Source organism: Sedimentibacter sp. zth1, from assembly GCF_017352195.1.
Lineage (GTDB): Bacteria > Bacillota > Clostridia > Tissierellales > Sedimentibacteraceae > UBA1535.
The window spans coordinates 2,449,341-2,468,059 of sequence record NZ_CP071445.1; the positions used below are offsets into that span (position 1 = coordinate 2,449,341).

The 18,719-nt window shown below is 30.0% G+C and carries 15 protein-coding genes and 2 riboswitches; of the genes, 13 read left to right on the forward strand and 2 right to left on the reverse strand.

Annotated features, from left to right (window positions below; genetic code table 11):
- Window positions 1-13 precede the first annotated feature (13 nt).
- Complete coding sequence (locus JYG23_RS11740) at window positions 14-1,831, forward strand: ABC transporter ATP-binding protein (RefSeq protein ID WP_242631567.1); 1,818 nt, start codon at window positions 14-16, stop codon at window positions 1,829-1,831.
- Entirely contained in the window at window positions 1,831-3,621 is a 1,791-nt protein-coding gene (locus JYG23_RS11745; RefSeq protein WP_207235858.1) for an ABC transporter ATP-binding protein, read from the forward strand. The genes JYG23_RS11740 and JYG23_RS11745 overlap by 1 nt, the downstream gene beginning before the upstream one ends.
- Before the next feature lie 74 nt (window positions 3,622-3,695).
- On the opposite strand, the gene JYG23_RS11750 is transcribed toward JYG23_RS11745, so the two are convergent.
- A complete protein-coding gene (locus tag JYG23_RS11750) occupies window positions 3,696-4,871 on the reverse strand; it encodes a cation:proton antiporter (protein WP_207235859.1) in 1,176 nt (391 codons plus the stop codon).
- Window positions 4,872-4,977: 106 nt separating this feature from the next.
- A riboswitch (Fluoride riboswitch) is annotated at window positions 4,978-5,049 on the reverse strand.
- A gap of 171 nt (window positions 5,050-5,220) precedes the next feature.
- Between JYG23_RS11750 and JYG23_RS11755 the strand changes: the two genes are divergently transcribed.
- The 11 genes from JYG23_RS11755 (at window position 5,221) to cobK (ending at window position 17,324) form a co-directional block, all read left to right on the forward strand.
- Window positions 5,221-5,784 (forward strand): hypothetical protein, encoded by a 564-nt coding sequence (locus tag JYG23_RS11755; protein WP_207235860.1) that lies wholly within the window; start codon window positions 5,221-5,223, stop codon window positions 5,782-5,784.
- Between the two features lie 113 nt (window positions 5,785-5,897).
- Window positions 5,898-6,632: a precorrin-3B C(17)-methyltransferase gene (cobJ, locus tag JYG23_RS11760; RefSeq protein WP_207235861.1), complete on the forward strand. Its 735-nt coding sequence runs from the start codon at window positions 5,898-5,900 to the stop codon at window positions 6,630-6,632.
- 46 nt (window positions 6,633-6,678) lie between these two features.
- A riboswitch (cobalamin riboswitch) is annotated at window positions 6,679-6,885 on the forward strand.
- 183 nt (window positions 6,886-7,068) lie between these two features.
- Window positions 7,069-8,280 (forward strand): ABC transporter substrate-binding protein, encoded by a 1,212-nt coding sequence (locus JYG23_RS11765; protein WP_207235862.1) that lies wholly within the window; start codon window positions 7,069-7,071, stop codon window positions 8,278-8,280.
- Between the two features lie 9 nt (window positions 8,281-8,289).
- A complete protein-coding gene (locus JYG23_RS11770) occupies window positions 8,290-9,303 on the forward strand; it encodes an iron ABC transporter permease (RefSeq protein ID WP_207235863.1) in 1,014 nt (337 codons plus the stop codon).
- Between the two features lie 3 nt (window positions 9,304-9,306).
- Entirely contained in the window at window positions 9,307-10,446 is a 1,140-nt protein-coding gene (locus JYG23_RS11775) for an ABC transporter ATP-binding protein (protein ID WP_207235864.1), read from the forward strand.
- The gene (locus JYG23_RS11780) at window positions 10,436-11,797 is read left to right on the forward strand and encodes a cobyrinate a,c-diamide synthase (protein ID WP_207235865.1); all 1,362 of its coding nucleotides are present in this window, start codon (window positions 10,436-10,438) and stop codon (window positions 11,795-11,797) included. The genes JYG23_RS11775 and JYG23_RS11780 overlap by 11 nt, the downstream gene beginning before the upstream one ends.
- Window positions 11,790-12,410 carry a precorrin-8X methylmutase gene (locus JYG23_RS11785; protein ID WP_207235866.1) on the forward strand — a complete coding sequence of 207 codons (621 nt, stop codon included), beginning with the start codon at window positions 11,790-11,792 and terminating at the stop codon, window positions 12,408-12,410. The genes JYG23_RS11780 and JYG23_RS11785 overlap by 8 nt, the downstream gene beginning before the upstream one ends.
- Before the next feature lies 1 nt (window position 12,411).
- Entirely contained in the window at window positions 12,412-13,551 is a 1,140-nt protein-coding gene (cbiD, locus tag JYG23_RS11790; protein ID WP_207235867.1) for a cobalt-precorrin-5B (C(1))-methyltransferase CbiD, read from the forward strand.
- Entirely contained in the window at window positions 13,551-14,306 is a 756-nt protein-coding gene (gene cobM / locus JYG23_RS11795) for a precorrin-4 C(11)-methyltransferase (protein WP_207235868.1), read from the forward strand. Before cbiD ends, cobM begins: the two co-directional genes overlap by 1 nt.
- Window positions 14,306-15,322: a cobalt-precorrin 5A hydrolase gene (locus tag JYG23_RS11800; RefSeq protein WP_207235869.1), complete on the forward strand. Its 1,017-nt coding sequence runs from the start codon at window positions 14,306-14,308 to the stop codon at window positions 15,320-15,322. The genes cobM and JYG23_RS11800 overlap by 1 nt, the downstream gene beginning before the upstream one ends.
- Before the next feature lies 1 nt (window position 15,323).
- The gene (cobK, locus tag JYG23_RS11805) at window positions 15,324-17,324 is read left to right on the forward strand and encodes a precorrin-6A reductase (protein ID WP_207235870.1); all 2,001 of its coding nucleotides are present in this window, start codon (window positions 15,324-15,326) and stop codon (window positions 17,322-17,324) included.
- Window positions 17,325-17,426: 102 nt separating this feature from the next.
- Here cobK and JYG23_RS11810 read toward each other — a convergent pair whose 3' ends face one another.
- Complete coding sequence (locus JYG23_RS11810) at window positions 17,427-18,653, reverse strand: MFS transporter (RefSeq protein WP_207235871.1); 1,227 nt, start codon at window positions 18,651-18,653, stop codon at window positions 17,427-17,429.
- Window positions 18,654-18,719 lie beyond the last annotated feature (66 nt).

Sequence of the window (18,719 nt, forward strand, 5' to 3'; positions counted from 1 at the left end):
TAGGGGGTAACAAATGAAATGTAAAAGTAAGAAAAATAATACTTCGAATTTTAAGTATTATTTTATGGAAGTGTGGAACAGTGATAGAAAACTAATATTATGTTTTATTATCTATACTGTTATTACCTCAATTTTACCTTTCTTAGGTATATTTACACCTAAGCTTTTGGTAAAAGAGTATTTAGGATTAAAAAGAACAGAAACTTTTATGTATATTCTTGGGGCGTTTATATTATTGTCTGCAACAGGTTATTATGTTTCATCATATCTTAATGCTATTAAAATAAATAAATTATTAAAGATAAAGCAGGGATTATGCGTAAAAATACAAGAAAAGTGCATGAAAATGGATTTTAAATTTACTGAAGATAGAGATGTATTAACTGAATATCACAATGCAGATTATGCTGTTGGAAGTTCAGAGAGAGGATTTACAGCTGTATATACTAAGGTCTTTAATTTGTTGGGACGTATTTTGGCATTTGGTGGATACATTGCTATAGTATTGACTTTAAGTCCTTGGGTATTATTATATTTATTGGCGAATGTACTTGTTGTGTACAAGCTTACAGTTTTGGCTAGGAAGTATGAGTATAGCAGGCTTGATGAAAAAACAGATAATCGTAGAAAACAGGAATATATTTACAAAGCTATGTCTGACTTTGCGTATGGAAAAGATATCAGAATATATAAAATTCAAAAATGGCTTGTAGAAAAATTTGTGCGTTTTACAAATAAAAATGTGATTATAAGTAAAGAAATTGCTAATAAGCATTTGAAAGTATCATTGGTTGATGCATTTTTGTTACTTATTAGAGAGGGAATTATTTATGCATATCTGATTTATAGAGTTATAGTCGTTAAAGATATGTCAATTGATAATTTTATTATGTATTTTACTACTATAGCAGGATTTGCTGTTTGGATGCAAAGTATAATGAATGATATAGCATTTATAAAAGAGCATAATATGTATGTTAGCAATTATTTGCATTTTATGAGTTTAGGTGATGATAGCAATGGTAAATCTTATGAAGAAGTTCCAATGCAGGGATCGTATGAAATTGAATTCAAAAATGTGGCTTTTAAATATCCTAATAGCGACAGGTATATATATAAGAATTTGTCCTTAAAAATAAGAGAAGGTCAAAGACTTGCAATTGTAGGTGTTAATGGAGCAGGAAAGACAACCTTTGTTAAATTGCTATGCAGACTTTATGAGCCAACAGAGGGTGAAATATTACTTAACGGAATAAACATACAAAAATTTAATAAGGAAGAGTATTATAAGTTGTTTTCACCTGTGTTTCAAGACATTAAAATGTTTGCTTTTTCTATAAGCGAGAATGTAGCCTTAACAAGTAAAGAAAAAATTGACAGAAAAAAGGTTGTAGAATCTATTGATAGAGCGGATGTTTTAGAGAAAGTTAATTCTTTAGAAAAAGGTATAGATACAAGTCTATTAAAATTTTTGGACAGTGAAGGTATTGAACTATCAGGGGGAGAAAATCAAAAGCTTGCTCTTGCAAGAGCCCTATACAAGAATGGTGGAATTGTTGTATTAGATGAACCAACTGCAGCATTAGATGCAATTTCTGAGTATAAGACTTATATGAGATTCAATGATTTTGTTGGAGATAAAACAGCTATATATGTATCTCATAGACTTGCAAGTACTAGATTTTGCGATGTAATTGCGTTCTTTGAAAATGGTGAGGTTAAAGAATATGGTACTCACGAGGAACTATTAGAAAAGAATGGACGTTATAGAGAAATGTTTGATATACAAGCACGATATTATAGAGAAGATGTTGCAAAGGAGGAAGCATAATGAAAAAAGATAGTTCAAAAAGCTTTAGAAAAGATCTCAAAATAATAATACATTTTTTAAAGCTAACACAAAAAATTAATAAGAGCTATGTTCCGACATTGATTACAGCAGCTTTATTTAAGGCACTTACTCCTCTTGTCAATATAATAATGCCTAAGTTTATTATAGATGAGTTATTGATGGATATGAGAATAGATTTTCTTGTTATGCTTGTTGCTATTACGGTGGTTAGTAATCTTATTTTAAATATTATAAATAGATGTTTTGCAAAGTTTATTGCTGTAAAGGATTTAGAGATATCTAATGGATTTGATTTGTTGATTGGTAAAAAGGTAATGAACTTAGATTTTGAGCAGATTGAAGATCCGGAAGTTTTGAACCTAAAAGAATTAGCAGTATTTCCTGTAAGAGATCAGGGTACTATTCAATTTATGGTTCAGGATATTATGAAACTTTTTACTCAGTGTATAAGTATTATTACGTTAGGTGCTGTTCTTATTACATTAAGTCCAATTTTAGTTATATTTATAATAGTTATGGTTTTATTTAATACATATATTTTTAACAGAATTCAGAAGACTCAATACAAAATGAATCAGGATATTATAATATTTAATAGAGAATATGTGTACCTTTATAACATAGGAGATGATTTTGCTTTAGGAAAAGATGTCAGACTATATAATATGAGCCCTTTAATAGTCAATAAATTATTAAAATATAATGATAAACTACTTAATGTATTTAATAAAGGCAATATAAAAATAGGTAAGTACGAAGGAATGAATAAAGTGAATTTTCAGTTACAGACATTTGGAACATATGGCTATTTGGTATACAGGCTATTAACAGGATTAGGAATAGGCAACTTTACAATGTATGCAAATACAACTTTAAATTTTAGTACAGCCATTGCTGATTGTTTAAGCTGTTATGTTGGTATATCTCAAAAGTGTAGATATCTGGAGCTATATTTAGAATTTGAAGGTTTGAAATCAAAAAAAAGCATAGGTGAAGAAGCAACAAAAAGTATAAGTGATTTTACTATAGAATTTAAAAATGTTGGTTTTAAATATCCAAGGAGTAAAAATTATACATTAAAAAACATCAATATTACAATAAAACCAGAAGAAAAACTTTCAGTTGTAGGTCTAAATGGAGCTGGTAAAACAACATTTATTAAGCTTCTATGCAGATTATATGAAGTAACTGAAGGAGAAATTTTACTAAATGGCGTAAATATACAAAAATATGATTACGATGAATACATGGACCTATTATCTGTTGTATTTCAAGATTTTAAGCTTTTTGCTTTTACATTGAAGGAAAATGTAGGATTATTAGGTTGGGATAACATAGATGATAAAGAAATAAAAGGCGTTATAGAAAAAGCTGGTTTGGGCAATGACTTAAATAAATTGAGCAAAGGTATATACACTACTGTTTATAAGATATTTGATAAGTCTGGAATAGAGCTCTCAGGCGGACAGTCACAGAAGCTTGCTATAGCAAGAGCAATATATAAAAATGCTCCAATTGTTGTACTGGATGAACCGACAGCAGCTTTAGATCCATTTGCAGAATTTGAGATATATAGCAAGTTTAATGAGCTAGTTGGTGGAAAGACAGCAATATATATTTCTCACAGATTATCTAGCTGTAAGTTTTGTGATAACATAGCAGTATTTAAGAACGGAGAAATAGTTGAATACGGCAATCATGATGAATTAGTTAATGAGCATGGACTTTATGAAGAAATGTATATGGCACAGGCACAGTATTATGTATAGTAAATATTTTTGAAATAGATATTCTAAAAAGCAAACTAACTTAACTACTTAGTTTGCTTTTTTGTATTTATCTTTTACTTGGTAAGTAGTTTTTTATAGCTCTTATCAATAGCTATTGCACCAAGTGGCGCTGTTATTAGAATAGAAATTACAGCCATAGTTAATACAATTTGCCCACAATCTAGTCCCATAGCTAGTGGAACAGCACCAATTGCAGCTTGCACTGTAGCTTTAGGTGTATATGCAATCATACAAAATACACGTTCTTTAAAAGTTAAATTAGTTTTAATTAGACATAAAGAAACTCCAACAATCCTAAATACAAGTGCAAATAATACGATGATTATTCCATAAAAGCTTGCTGACATAGCATATTTTACATTTACACATGCGCCTACAAGGACAAATAGAAGTATTTGACCAGCTATCCATAGGTTATTGTATTGTGAGCATAGTTTTTTTGAGAGTATTGGTTGCTTGTAATTAATTGTTATACCCATACTCATTATAGCTAATAGTCCTGAAACTGGAACAATACCATTTAATCTGTTTTCTAACTCTACAAGTAGAAATGAAACGCTTAGTACAATAAGCACTTTCACTATTTCGTTCATATTTATTTTTTTGAACAATGAATAAAGAATAAATCCTGCTACTATTCCTAATACTATGCCAAGTGCTATTGAGATAGGTATTTGAAAAAGGACACTAGCACTAACAGCTTTGCCTCCTACTATTGAAGAAAGAGCAGTAAATAAAACAATAACAAACACATCATCCATTGAAGAACTAGCAATGATTAGTTGAGGTATACTTTTATTTGTTCCCCAACGGGTGTCAATAAATTTTATCATCCTTGGAACAACAACTGCTGGAGAAACTGCAGCAACAACAGTACCTATCAGGGCTGCCTCTTTTAACTCTACGCCCAAGAGTATAGGGGCAATTATAATTATACCTAAAATTTCAAAAGAAGCAGGTAAAAAAGACATTAGAATTGCTGGCCTACCTACCTTTTTTAAATCTGAGATATTTAAGGTTAAACCTGCACGAGTAAGAATAATTATCAAAGCAAATTTTCTAAGTTGTGCAGATATAGAAAGTATAGAATTATCCAACAAGTTAAAGCCATAAGGACCAATCAGTATACCTACCAAAATCATTCCAAGCAAACTAGGAAGATTAATTTTCTTAAATAAAGCTGAAAAAATTAAACCGAGTAAAAAAATCAAAGCTAAACTGTAAAGCATTTAAATTCTCCTTTGTCTAATATAGTATATGTTTTATTGTGAAATTATATAAAAAAGTTGCTACGCAACTCCTAGTATATAAAAAAAGCTGATAATTTCTACAATAATAATTGCAGAAGTCATCAGCGGTTAAGCAGTTTTGGATATTCCAAGGGAGAACTTCATTCCCATCAAACACTCATTTAGAATAGCAAAAGTAAACAAATTAGTCAAGAGTAATTTAATATTAATATAAATTTAATAAAATTATAATATATTTATATTATTAATTATTGCATAATATAAATATGAATAAAATAAGAACAAAAATGTAATACTAAAGATAAAATAACAATATTTAGGAGGGCGTATGAAAAATTTTGCTTATTATTCAAAGTGGGCTTTAAGGATAGGAATTGGAATTGCTTTTATCTATAGCTTGATTATTAGAAATTGGATTGGCATAGCGGGTGGTCTTGCAATATTTTTATCTACATATATCATAGATTACATAAATAGAAATAGAAAAGTTATTAGTGATGACTTAGTTTCCCTATATAGCATTTTCTGTATATTTGCAGTGGTTATTGGAGTAATGTTTAATTTTTATGATGTTATTTCATGGTGGGATTTATTGATGCATGTATTTTCAGGAATTATACTTGCTATTGTAGGTAATTCATTATTAAACAGTCTCTTAAAAGGTAAAAAAACAAATCCTACTATTAGATTTTTCTTTTTACTTGGATTCGCATGTATTGGAGGGGTAGTTTGGGAGATATATGAATTTGCAGTAGACAATATACTTTCTATTGATACTCAACGTGTTGCTACGACATTAGTTAATGATACTATGAGTGACTTAATAACAGATGTAATGGGTGGACTTTTAGCATCTATATATTTTGCAGCTTTTGACAAAAGAGGTATCTAGCTTTCCACTAATGTTGACTTTGTATAAACAATATGCTAATATTTACCGTAAATATACAAGCTATAACTTTTAGGTTATAGCTTTTTTTATTTTAATAAAATAGGAGATAAGCAATGAAATTATATGTTGTAGGTTTTGGAGCGGGTGGTTATGAAAACATGACTATTCAGGCAAAAGATGCATTGGAAAATAGTGATATTATAGTTGGATATACTGTTTATACAGGTTTATTGAAACCATATTTTGGTCATAAACAATTTTATGAAACTCCAATGATGAAGGAAATAGATAGATGTAGGTGGGCTATAGAAAAGGCTGAAGAAAACAACATAGTTTCCATGGTATGTAGTGGTGATAGTGGTGTTTATGGTATGGCAAGCTTGATATATGAGCTTGTAGGAGAAAAGGGTGATATTGATATAGAAGTTATATCAGGAGTAACAGCTGCGCTAAGTGGAGGAGCTGTTTTGGGAGCACCTTTGACGCATGATTTTGCTGTAATTAGCCTGAGCGATTTACTTACTCCTAAACAACTAATATATAAAAGAATAGAATGTGCTTCAATTGCTGATTTTGTTATTTGTATTTATAATCCATCAAGCAAAAAAAGATCAAGCTACTTGCAAGAGGCATGTGATATTATGTTAAAATATAAATCGGAAGAAACAGTGTGTGGATTTGTTAAAAATATTGGTAGAGATGGAGAGAAAAGCACAATTGTATCATTGAAAGAGCTAAGAAATGTTAATGTAGATATGTTTACAACTGTTTTTGTAGGAAATAGTCAAACTAAAGTAATTAATGGTAAAATGGTTACTCCAAGGGGGTATAACTCAAACAAAAGATAGATATATTGACATAAAAATGTTTTTGTGGTATATTCATTCAGTAAATAAATAAAAAATAAAATATGGTTTTTTAAAGAACGACATCTTTAATATTTAAGGGAATTCGGTTAGATTCCGAAGCAGCTTCCACTACTGTAATTGACGAAAAAAGAGTAATAAGTCATTGGGTTAAAAACCTGAGAAGGCACTCTTTAGTGATACATTAGTATCTATATCATAAGTCAGGAGACCTACCATGTTTTGTCGGTTTTAAGTATTCCGGGAAGAGGGAAGAAAGGTCCGTTATTGTAAATATTAATATTTTTTAGTATGTACAAAATATAACAGATACATTTGAACTTCCATTTCTTTTGAAATAGAAGTTTTTTTATTTTTATCCTTACTCAATGGGAATTTAAACTGATAATATTAAACTATAATACATAAGGAGATTAAAATGAAGAAAAAAAGTTTAAAATTAGCAGTAGTATTTTTGTTAATAACACTACTATTGGTAGCATTTACAGGATGCACTAAAAATGAGGATGCAAATAACGATGCATCAAATAATGTAAGTAATGAAAACAATAATTCTAAAACTAATAATGATGGAAAAGAAGAAGATTATAATGGAAAATTAGTTTTTGATCATTCGATGGAACTAGTTTATGCTAAAAACTTTTCAGTAGATTACTATAAGGGTGGTTACAAGCTTATAAAGGTTTGTGATGGAAGACAGTTTTTAACTATACCAGAGGGTATGAATGTGCCAGCAGATATAGAAGAAGGTGTTGTAACATTACAAATGCCTTTAGATAATATGTTGATATCATCTACACCAACTATGTCACTTATAAATGGTCTTGATAAATTAGACAAAGTATCTTTAGTTACTACAAAAAGATCGTCTTGGTACATAGATGAAATTGGAAAAGCAATTGATGATGGCAAAATTGAATACATTGGTTCGTATAAAGCACCAGACTATGAAATGATAACAGCTAAACAACCTCCATTTGCAGTATTTTCAACAATGCTTTTAAGAGTGCCAGAGGTTGCAGAAAAATTAGATGAATTAAAAATACCATATTTACTAGACCAAGCTACATATGAAGAGCATCCAATGGCAAGAGTAGAATGGGTAAAATTATATGGTGCATTATTAGATTGCGAAGAAATAGCTGAAAAACATTTCAAAGAACAAGTTGCATATGTTGAAAATTTAGATTTAGAAACAGAAGATCCTGAAACAACAGCAGTTTTCTATATAACTTCAAAGGGAACTCTTTATGCTCGTAGGGGTGGAGATTATATGGCAAAAATGGTTGAGTTAGCAGGAGGTAAATATATATTTGCTGATATGGAACCAGATAAAACTGGAGCTCAAAAGATGGAATTTGAAGAATTTTATGCAACAGCAAAAGATGCAGACAATATTATATATATTTGGAGTTTAGGCGGAAAACCAGAAACAGTAGATGATTTTATAGCAAAAAATGAATTGTTTAGTGACTTTAAAGCTGTAAAAGAAGGAAACGTATGGTGTACAACACCAAATTACTTCCAAATTTCAAATGTGTTAGGTTATATGATTAAAGATATAAATGAAATGCTATCAATAGATGATAATTCTGTAAATGAATTAACATATTTATTTAGATTGCAATAGGTTGACAATATGAAATCAGTTGTACGTTATCAGATAGTATTTATACTTTTAGCTATATTATTTTTTGTTGCAATAGTTATGAATGTTAACACAGGAAGTGTAAATATATCACCATCAGAAATAGTTAAAATTATATTGTTTCGTGCTAATGAAGGTTCAATTGAAAGTAAAATAATATGGAGTATAAGACTCCCAAGACTGCTCGGAGCAGCAGTTCTTGGGGGTGCTTTATCTGTTTCAGGATTTATGCTACAAACATTTTTCAGAAATCCAATTGCAGGACCATTTGTGCTTGGAATTTCTTCGGGAGCAAAAATGTTTGTAGGTTTTGTTATGCTTATAATGCTTCAGTATGTAAATAGTATTTCTCTTACAATGACAGTAGTAGCATCATTTGCTGGTTCTATGCTGTCAATGCTTTTTGTACTACTTTTTTCTAAAAAGGTTCGGAACATGTCAATGCTTTTAGTTGTTGGAATAATGATTGGATATATTTGTTCTGCTGTAACTAATTTTTTTATAACGTTTGCAGTAGAATCAGATATAGCTAATTTAACTCATTGGGCTATGGGTAGCTTTTCGGGAATGAATTGGGACAATTTAAAAGTAGCATCTATAGTAGTAGCAATATCATTGATATTAGCAATGATATATTCAAAGCCAATTGGTGCGTTCCAATTAGGAGAGGGCTATGCTCAAAGCATAGGTATTAACATAAAAAGTTTAAGGGTTATACTAATTATATTATCAAGTATTATGTCAGCATGTGTTACAGCATTTGCCGGTCCTATATCATTTGTAGGAATAGCAGTTCCACATATAACCAAAATGATGTGTAAAACTACTAAGCCAATTGTTATCATACCAGCATCTTTTTTATGCGGTGCAGTATTTTGTATGTTTTGTGATTTAATAGCAAGAAGTGCATTTGCACCGGTGGATTTAGCAATAGGTACAGTTACAGCAGTTTTTGGAGCACCAGTAGTTATATGGCTAATGCTTAGTAGACAAAGGAGAGTGTAATATATGACTGAAAATTATTTTTTTAGGACAGAAGATTTATGTGTTGGTTATAATAATATACCTTTAATTAATAATATTAATATAAAAATAAAAAAAGGCGAGATATTAACACTTATAGGACCTAATGGTTCTGGAAAATCTACTATTTTAAAAAGTATAACAAAGCATTTGTCAACAATAAAAGGAATTGTATACATAGATAAAAATAGCTTAAATAATATGACTAATAAAGACTTAGCTACAAAAGTGGCTGTAGTTTTAACAGATAAAATAAGACCTGAAATGATGACATGTGAAGATATTGTTGCGTCAGGACGTTATCCGTATACGAATTATTTTGGTAAATTAACAAAACAAGATGATGAAATTGTATGTGATTCATTGAAAAAGGTGCATGCGCTTGATTTAAAAGATAGAGATTTTTTATCAATAAGTGATGGTCAGAGACAGCGTATTATGCTTGCTAGAGCAATATGTCAAGAACCTGAAATTATAGTTCTTGATGAACCTACATCATATTTGGATATAAAGCATAAAATAGATTTGCTAGATATATTAAGAAATATGTCGCGCGAAAAAAATATTACCATTATAATGTCATTGCATGAAATAGATTTAGCACCGAAAATATCGGATAAAGTAGCGTGTGTAAAAGGTGATAAAATATCTAGATTTGGTACACCCAAAGATATATTTAAAGAAGAAATAATAAATGAATTGTATGGATTAGATAATAGTTCATATAATATGTTGTTTGGAAGTGTTGAATTACCTAAAATAACAAGTGATAAAAACGTTTTTATTGTAGGTGGAGAGGGTAAGGGTATATTATATTATAGAGAATTACAAAAAAAACGTATATCGTTTAATACAGGTATACTTTACGAAAACGATGTGGATTTTCAAGTAGCAAAATCTTTAGCTAAAAAAATATATTCTTCAAAGGCATTTGAACCAGTATCAAAAGAATTGATAAATGAGGCGAAACAAGCTGTTGTTAAGAGCACAGTATTAGTAGACGTTGGGGCACATATTGGTCTATATAATCAATTTAATCAAGAGCTTATTGAAATTGCTAAACAAAATAGAATCCCAATATTTTATGATGTTGAAAAGGTGGTAGAATATCTTAATGAAAAATAATAATATACCAAGAATTATGATTGCCGGTACATCAAGTAATTGCGGTAAAACTACTGTAACTGTTGCATTATTGCAAGCACTTGTAAATCGAAAACTAAAGGTGTCATCTTTTAAATGTGGGCCTGATTATATAGACCCTATGTTTCATGGAGAAATAATTGGAGCAAAAAGTTCAAATCTGGACTCGTTCTTTTGTGATGAAAACTCAATAAAATATTTATTGGCAAAGAATAGCAATGATTCTGAAATAGCCGTGATAGAAGGGGTTATGGGTTTTTATGATGGAGCTGGGCTTAATACAACAAAATCATCTACATATGAGGTTTCAAACATAACCAATACTCCAGTTATATTGATTATTAATTGTAAAGGAATGGCAACATCTATAGCAGCAACGCTGAAGGGATTTGTTGAATACAAGAAAAATAACAATATTAAGGGAGTAATACTTAATAATATAACAAAAACAACATTTAGCGCCATAAAACAGCTTATAGAGGAAGAATTTGAAGGAAATATTACAGTGCTTGGTTATATTCCTAAGCTATCTAAAGATTTGATTTTTGGTAGCAGACATTTAGGATTAGTTACAAGTGAAGAAATTGAAGATATAAAAATTAAGTTAAATAAATTAGCTGAAGTAGTAGAAGATACAATTGATATTGATAATTTAATAAAGCTTGCTTCTTATGCAAAAGAAAATGTTTTTAAAAGCCCAGTTATTAAAAAATTTAATCATAGTATTAATATTGCAGTTGCAAAAGATAAAGCGTTTTGTTTTTATTATAGAGATAATTTAGAATTGTTACAAGAAATGGGAGCAAATTTATTATATTTTAGTCCTCTAAATGATGTTGAGTTACCAAAAAATATAGATGGCTTGTATATAGGTGGAGGATATCCAGAACTATACGTAAAAGAGTTATCACAAAACTTAACTATGCTAAAATCTATAAGAGATGCTCTTTCTGATAATATTCCATGTATAGCTGAATGTGGTGGATTTATGTATCTAGCAAATAGTATAGATACATACAAAATGGTATCATATCTTGAAGGGCAATCAGAAAACACTGGGAAACTTATGAGATTTGGATATGTTACACTTACAGCTAATAAAAATAATATGTTATGCAAAAAAGGTGAAAAAATTAAAGCACATGAATTTCATTATTATGATTTGACAGAATGTGGAGATAGTTTCACTGCTAAAAAAACCAACAAAAAAACATGGAAATGTGTAGTATCAAATGATTTTTTATACGCTGGATATCCACATCTTAACTTTTATTCAAATTTACATTTTGCAGAAAATTTTTATAAAAAATGCTTAGGAGAAAATTATGTATAGTATAAAACCAAATGAGATAGAAAAAAGAAGCTTTGAAATTATAACAGAAGAATTAGGAGATATAAATTTACTTGCTGAAAATGAACTTGTCATTAAACGTGTTATACATACGAGTGCTGATTTTGATTATGTAGATAACCTAGTGTTCTCTGATAATGCATGTAAACAAGCTTTAGAAGCACTGAAAAATGGTTGTGATATTGTAACAGATACTCAGATGGCTAAAGCAGGTATAAATAAAACAATTCTCTCTTCATTAGGAGGGGAAGCACACTGCTTTATGAGTGATGAAGATGTTGCAAAAGAGGCAAAAAAACGTGAAATTACAAGAGCTTCAGTATCTATGGAAAAAGCATGTAATCTAAAGAAACCGTGTATTATAGCAGTTGGCAATGCACCAACAGCACTTATTAAATTAAAAAAACTTATAGATGAAAATAAAATAAATCCAGTATTGATTATTGGTGTACCAGTTGGATTTGTAAACGTAGTTGAATCTAAAGAATTAATTATGACTACAAATGTACCATATATAGTTGCCAAAGGTAGAAAGGGTGGAAGCAATGTAGCTGCTGCTATATGCAATGCTTTAATTTATCAATTAAAAAGATAAAATGCTTAGAGAATATATAACCAAGGATGGAAAAAAGCTTAGGCTTGGTTACACAACTGGTTCTTGTGCAACTGCAGCATCAAAGGCAGCAGCTATAATGCTACTAACAAATGAAAAAGTTGAAAGAGTAAAATTACATACACCAAAGGGTATAGATATAGATGTTGAGATACATGAAGTTGAAATTTATGATAAATATGTAAGCTGTGCAGTTCGTAAAGATAGTGGTGATGACATAGATGCTACAAGAGATATGCTCATTTATGCAAAAGTATCAACCATACCTAAAAAAGCAATAGTTATTGATGGTGGGATTGGTATAGGTAGAGTAACAATGAGTGGATTAAACCAACCGGTAGGGCAAGCAGCAATTAATTCAGTTCCAAGAAGAATGATAGAGCAAGAGTTAAATACTATATGTGATGAATACAATTATGAAGGTGGATTTTCAGTTATCATCTCAGCGCCAGAAGGCGAAAATATTGCAAAAAGAACCTTTAATTCAAGATTGGGAATTGTTGGTGGAATATCTATACTTGGAACAAGTGGTATTGTTGAGCCGATGAGTGAAATTGCAATAATTGATACTATAAAAGCAGAATTGAATGTAAAAAAAGCACAAAATAGAAAATATGCAGTATTGACACCCGGAAATTATGGACAAGATTTTTTGAATGATAATTTTAGCCTTTTAAGTGATGAATCTGTAAAATGTAGCAACTATATAGGCGAAGCAATAGATTATGCGTATTCCTTGGGGTACAACGGAGTTTTATTGGTTGGTCATATTGGTAAAATAGTTAAACTTGCTGGAGGAATATTTAATACACATTCAAAATATGGTGATTGCAGAGCGGAGTTGATTGGTGCACATAGTGTTTTGTGTGGAGCGAATACAGATACAGTAAAGCAAATTTTGAGTTCAGTAACTACTGATGATATGTTGCAGATTTTAGATAGAGTAGGTTTAAAGAATAAAGTTATAGAAAGCTTGTTGGATAAAATATATTTTAATGTAAACAGACGTGTTTTTGAAGAATGTGATATTGCAGTTGTTACATTTTCTCAGAAACTCGGATATTTAGGTAGTACAAAAAATACAGATGAAATTATAAAACAAATTAAAGGAGAATTAGGCTAATGGTTCATTTTGTAGGAGCTGGTTCAGGAGCAGTAGATTTGATAACAGTTAGGGGTAAAAATTATCTCGAAAAAGCAGATGTAATAATTTATGCTGGTTCACTTGTTAATAGAGAATTACTGAATTATGCAAAAAATAATTGTGAAATACATAATAGTGCTTTAATGACACTTGAAGAAGTTTCAGATGTTATTATGAGAGCAGATAAAGAAGGAAAAATGATTGTACGCCTTCATACTGGAGATTCAAGCATATATGGAGCTATAAAAGAGCAAATGATAGAGCTTGATAAACTAAACATTGAGTATGATGTAGTACCGGGAGTTAGTGCATTTTGTGGAGCAGCATCTTCATTGAAAGCTGAATATACATTACCCGATGTATCACAGACAGTAATAATAACAAGAATGGCTGGAAGAACTCCAGTTCCTGAGAAAGAAAGAATAGCATCATTAGCTAAACATCAAGCTACAATGATATTGTTTTTAAGCACTGGATTGCTTGAAGAATTGCAGGCTGAATTGATAAAAGGTGGATATTCAGAAGAAACACCGGCGGCTATTGTATACAAAGCTACGTGGGATGACGAAAAAATATTTAGATGCACAGTAAGCACATTAGCGGAAACTGCAAGCAAAAATAACATAACTAAAACAGCTTTGATTACTGTAGGTGGATTTTTGGGAGATAATTTTGATCGTTCAAAACTTTATGATCCAACATTTACAACTGAATTTAGAGAGGCTAAAAAATAATGAAAACGTGTATTTTTGCATATTCAAATAAAGGATGTCAATTGGCAAAAAAGATTGCAAACTATTTTGATGATGTTGCATGTTATACTACAACTAAATTAGCGACTGATTATGAATTTATAGGTGAAAGATCAATTTGTACTAAGGTTGGAGAGGTGTTTGACGAGGCAGAAGCATTAATATTTATAGGCGCTTGTGGCATTGCAGTAAGGGCAATAGCTCCATTTTTAAAAAATAAATCTGTTGATCCAGCTGTTATTGTTATTGATGACTGTGGAATTAATGTTATATCGCTTTTATCGGGTCATATAGGCGGTGCAAATGACTTAACCTTGAAGATAGCAAAAGGAATAAATGCTACACCAATTATAACTACAGCAACGGATATAAATAATAAATTTTCAGTGGATGCATGGGCTGTAAAAAATAATTTGCAAATTGGTAGTATGAGAATAGCAAAGGACATTTCAGCTAGGATACTTGATGAAGATGTACCATTTAAAACAGATATAAAAATACAAGGAAATTTACCAAGTGGTTTAACTTATAAGGATAACGGAGAACTTGGAATATACGTATCATATAAAACTGATAAACTTTTTGATAGCACTCTACATATTATACCAAAGTCTTTGTGTGTAGGAATAGGGTGTAGAAGAAATATATCAGTTGAAAAAATAAATAGCTTGTTCCATACTACATTGCAGCAATACAATATAAATTTAAGGGCTATAAAGTCAATATCATCAATTGATTTAAAAAGTGATGAAAAAGGATTATTACAATTTGCAGATAAATATGATATTCCAATAAACTTTTACAATTCGGAAGAATTAAATTTATTAGATGGAGAATTTACACCATCTGATTTTGTAAAAAGTATCACAGGTGTTGACAATGTGTGTGAAAGGGCTGCGTTCAAATCATCTGGTTGTGGAAAATTTATTGTCAAAAAGATAGCGCATGATGGCGTTACGATAGCAATATGTATAGAAAATCAGGAGGTGAATTTTTAGTATGCTAAATATTTGTGTATTTGCAGGAACAACAGAGGGTAGAAAATTGGTAGAATACTTAAATACTAAAAATTTATCATTTATAGTATGTGTTGCAACGGAATATGGTGAGGAGTTAATGCTTCAAACTAAAAACATTCATGTTGGAAGACTTGACTATGAGCAGATGATAGATTTTTTTGTATTCAACAAATTTAGTCTAGTCATTGATGCAACTCATCCATATGCAAGTGTAGTAACTAACAATATAATTAATGCAGCTAAAACTACTAATTTACAGTATATTAGACTTAACAGAGAGTCGGATATAAATAAGGTTGATTCTAAATATATTAAGTGTTTTGATGCATTAGAAGAAATAGTTGAATATTTAAAATTAGTTGAAGGAAATATATTGTTAACTACGGGTAGTAAAGAACTCGATAAATTTACGGAAATTCCAAACTATAAAGAAAGAATCTATCCAAGAGTATTGCCGTTAGATGCTTCACTTGAGCTATGCAGAAAAAATGGATACGATTCAAGCCATATTATTGCAATGCAAGGTCCATTTACAAAAGATTTAAATAAAGCATTAATAAAATCATTTGATATAAAGATATTGGTGACTAAGGAATCTGGTAACAAAGGTGGCTTTTTAGAAAAAATTAATGCTTGTGATGATTTAGAAATTGAGTGCTTAATTGTAAAAAGACCTAAACAGCAAGAGGGTTACAATTATGAAGAGGTAATTAGTATTATTAACAGTAAACAACTAAATTGTGAACAAATTAGTAAAAAAAGAGAAGAGCCTGTTGATAGATTAGTAAATATCAATATAGTTGGAATTGGTGTAGGATGTAAAGAATTGATGACCAATGAAGCTTACAATGCAATAAAAAACGCTGATATTGTAATAGGTGCTAAAAGAATACTTGAAAGTTGTGTTGAACTAAATAAAAATATATATTGTGCGTTTTTGCCTAAAGATATACAAGAGTTTTTACAAGTAAATACGAAGTATAAAAATATTGTAATTGTAATGTCAGGTGATGTAGGATTTTATAGTGGCGCAAAAAAATTGTTAAAAACACTTGAAAATTATAGTGTTAAATTAATATGTGGTATCAGTTCACCAATATATATGTGCAGTAAATTAAAAATATCTTGGCAGGACATAAAGTTATGTAGTTTACATGGAAGATATAATAATATAGTACAGGCTGTTAAAACAAATTACAGAGTGTTTACACTTGTTGGCGGAGATATTGATGTAAAAAAATTGTGTGAAGAATTAATAAAATACAATTTAAGTGATGTTAAGCTATATGTAGGTGAAAGATTATCATACATAGACGAAAAAATATCAGTTGGTACTCCGAGTGAGTTGTTAAACCAAAACTTCGAGGTATTATCATCAGTTATAATAGAAAATCGAAACTACTCTACAAAATTAAATATAGGTATAAGTGATGAGAAATTCATACGTGAAAAAAAAGTACCAATGACCAAAAGCGAGGTAAGAGCTGTTTCAATAGCTAAGCTTAATTTATCTTCAGATTCGGTAGTTTATGATATAGGGGCAGGTTCAGGCTCAGTTTCTATAGAAGCGGCGCTTATATCAACAGAAGGTATGGTTTATGCCATTGAGAAAAAACATGAAGCTGTTGAACTTATAGAGAAGAACAAAATTAAATTCGGAACGCCGAATATTAAAGTGGTTGAAGGCTTTGCACCAGAAGCATTGGAAGGTTTGCCAACGCCAACGCATGCATTTATAGGTGGTTCTTCGGGAAACTTAGTAGAAATAATAAAGATACTTTTAGAGAAAAATAAGAATATAAGAATTGTTATAAACTCAATAACACTTGAAACCATAAGTGAAACTCTAAAATGTATAGAAAAGTTTGATTTTGAAACAAAGGAAATAATAAATCTAAGTATAGCAAAATCTAAAAATGTAGGAAACTATAATATGATGATGGGACAAAATCCTATATATATTGTAACAATTCAAAATTAATTTACAAATATAGTTAGGTGAGTTGAATATGTAGTAAATTTAGAAACCTATACAAAGTAACAAGCGTTTTGTATAGGTTCTTTTTAATTAAATATATAATAGCTATAAATTTTCAGCTTTTTTATTGTTTCTACATGCTAACAAAAATATTATTGAGCCTAAAAATCTAATTCCGCCACTTATATAAAGTGCTGCTTGAATTGATATGGCTTCCTTTACATATATTCCAACAAAAGGCATAAATGAGCTTGTTATTTGAGTTAGACATGTAAATAGTGATATGTACAATGTTCTGTTTTCATCTGGACAAACATATATAAGTTCATTAAATAATAAAGTTAGAACGGCAGACATACCACATCCTACTATCAATTGCATTGCAAGCAACATTGGCAAAGTTTTGCTAATTGCATAAACACAAGGTGATAAAGCCATTAAGAACATTCCTATTCCAAGAACAGGCTTACTACCGATTTTTTGACTTAGCTTAATCCATAGCCCGATTGTTATAATTTGTGATAGAGTAGAAGTAATTCCAAAATATCCTACCCAAGCTGCATTAGCATTTAAAACATTTAATTGATATAAGTTATATAGTGGCCAAGCCATTTGCCAACCAAGATAAAATATCATAACTGTTGCACAATATTTTATGTATTTTGGATGTTGAGGTAGTGTTTTGATTACGTGAAATAGTCTTTTAACATAGCTACCATTTTTTTCTACTGGTTTCGATTCAAAATCAAATTTTTTATACTGTAAAATTTCAATTATACCTATAAAGAAGGTAAAAACAAATAATATTTGAAAAAGCAATAAATTATCTATAGGAAATGTTTCATCAAGCGATAAAAATGTTCCAAGTAAAAATGTTGAACCTATGGTTAATATATTGTTGTATTTGTTCCTCTTACCAATAATTTCATTTAGTTTATCTATAGGAAAAACATCTGCCATAAGCGATTGATAACCAATGTTCCAAACTGCTTCGGGAGCATTTCTAAGTCCTAAAAGTATAACTAAAGAAATTGCTTGAAATTCTTTTGGTAGGAAAGGAACCAAAGCATATAATAAGAAAAATGATCTCGATAAAAAACATATCAATAATGTAATCTTCAATTTATGCTTTGTACTATCAATAATTATTGCACCTGGAATAAGAGTAAGTACCGCAAACATTGAAGGAAGTGCATTTAACATAGCAAAATGAAAATCTGTACCACCAACATCTCTAAGATATGCAGCTAAATAGCCACCACTTGACAAAACAAATGCTCCCAATAAACTGCCTATAATATTGTTTTTATAATTTTTCCTTAGATTATTCATTGAATATCCCCTTAGTTATATAATATTTCTAAAGTAAATAATAACAGTAATTATAGTATCAAAAAC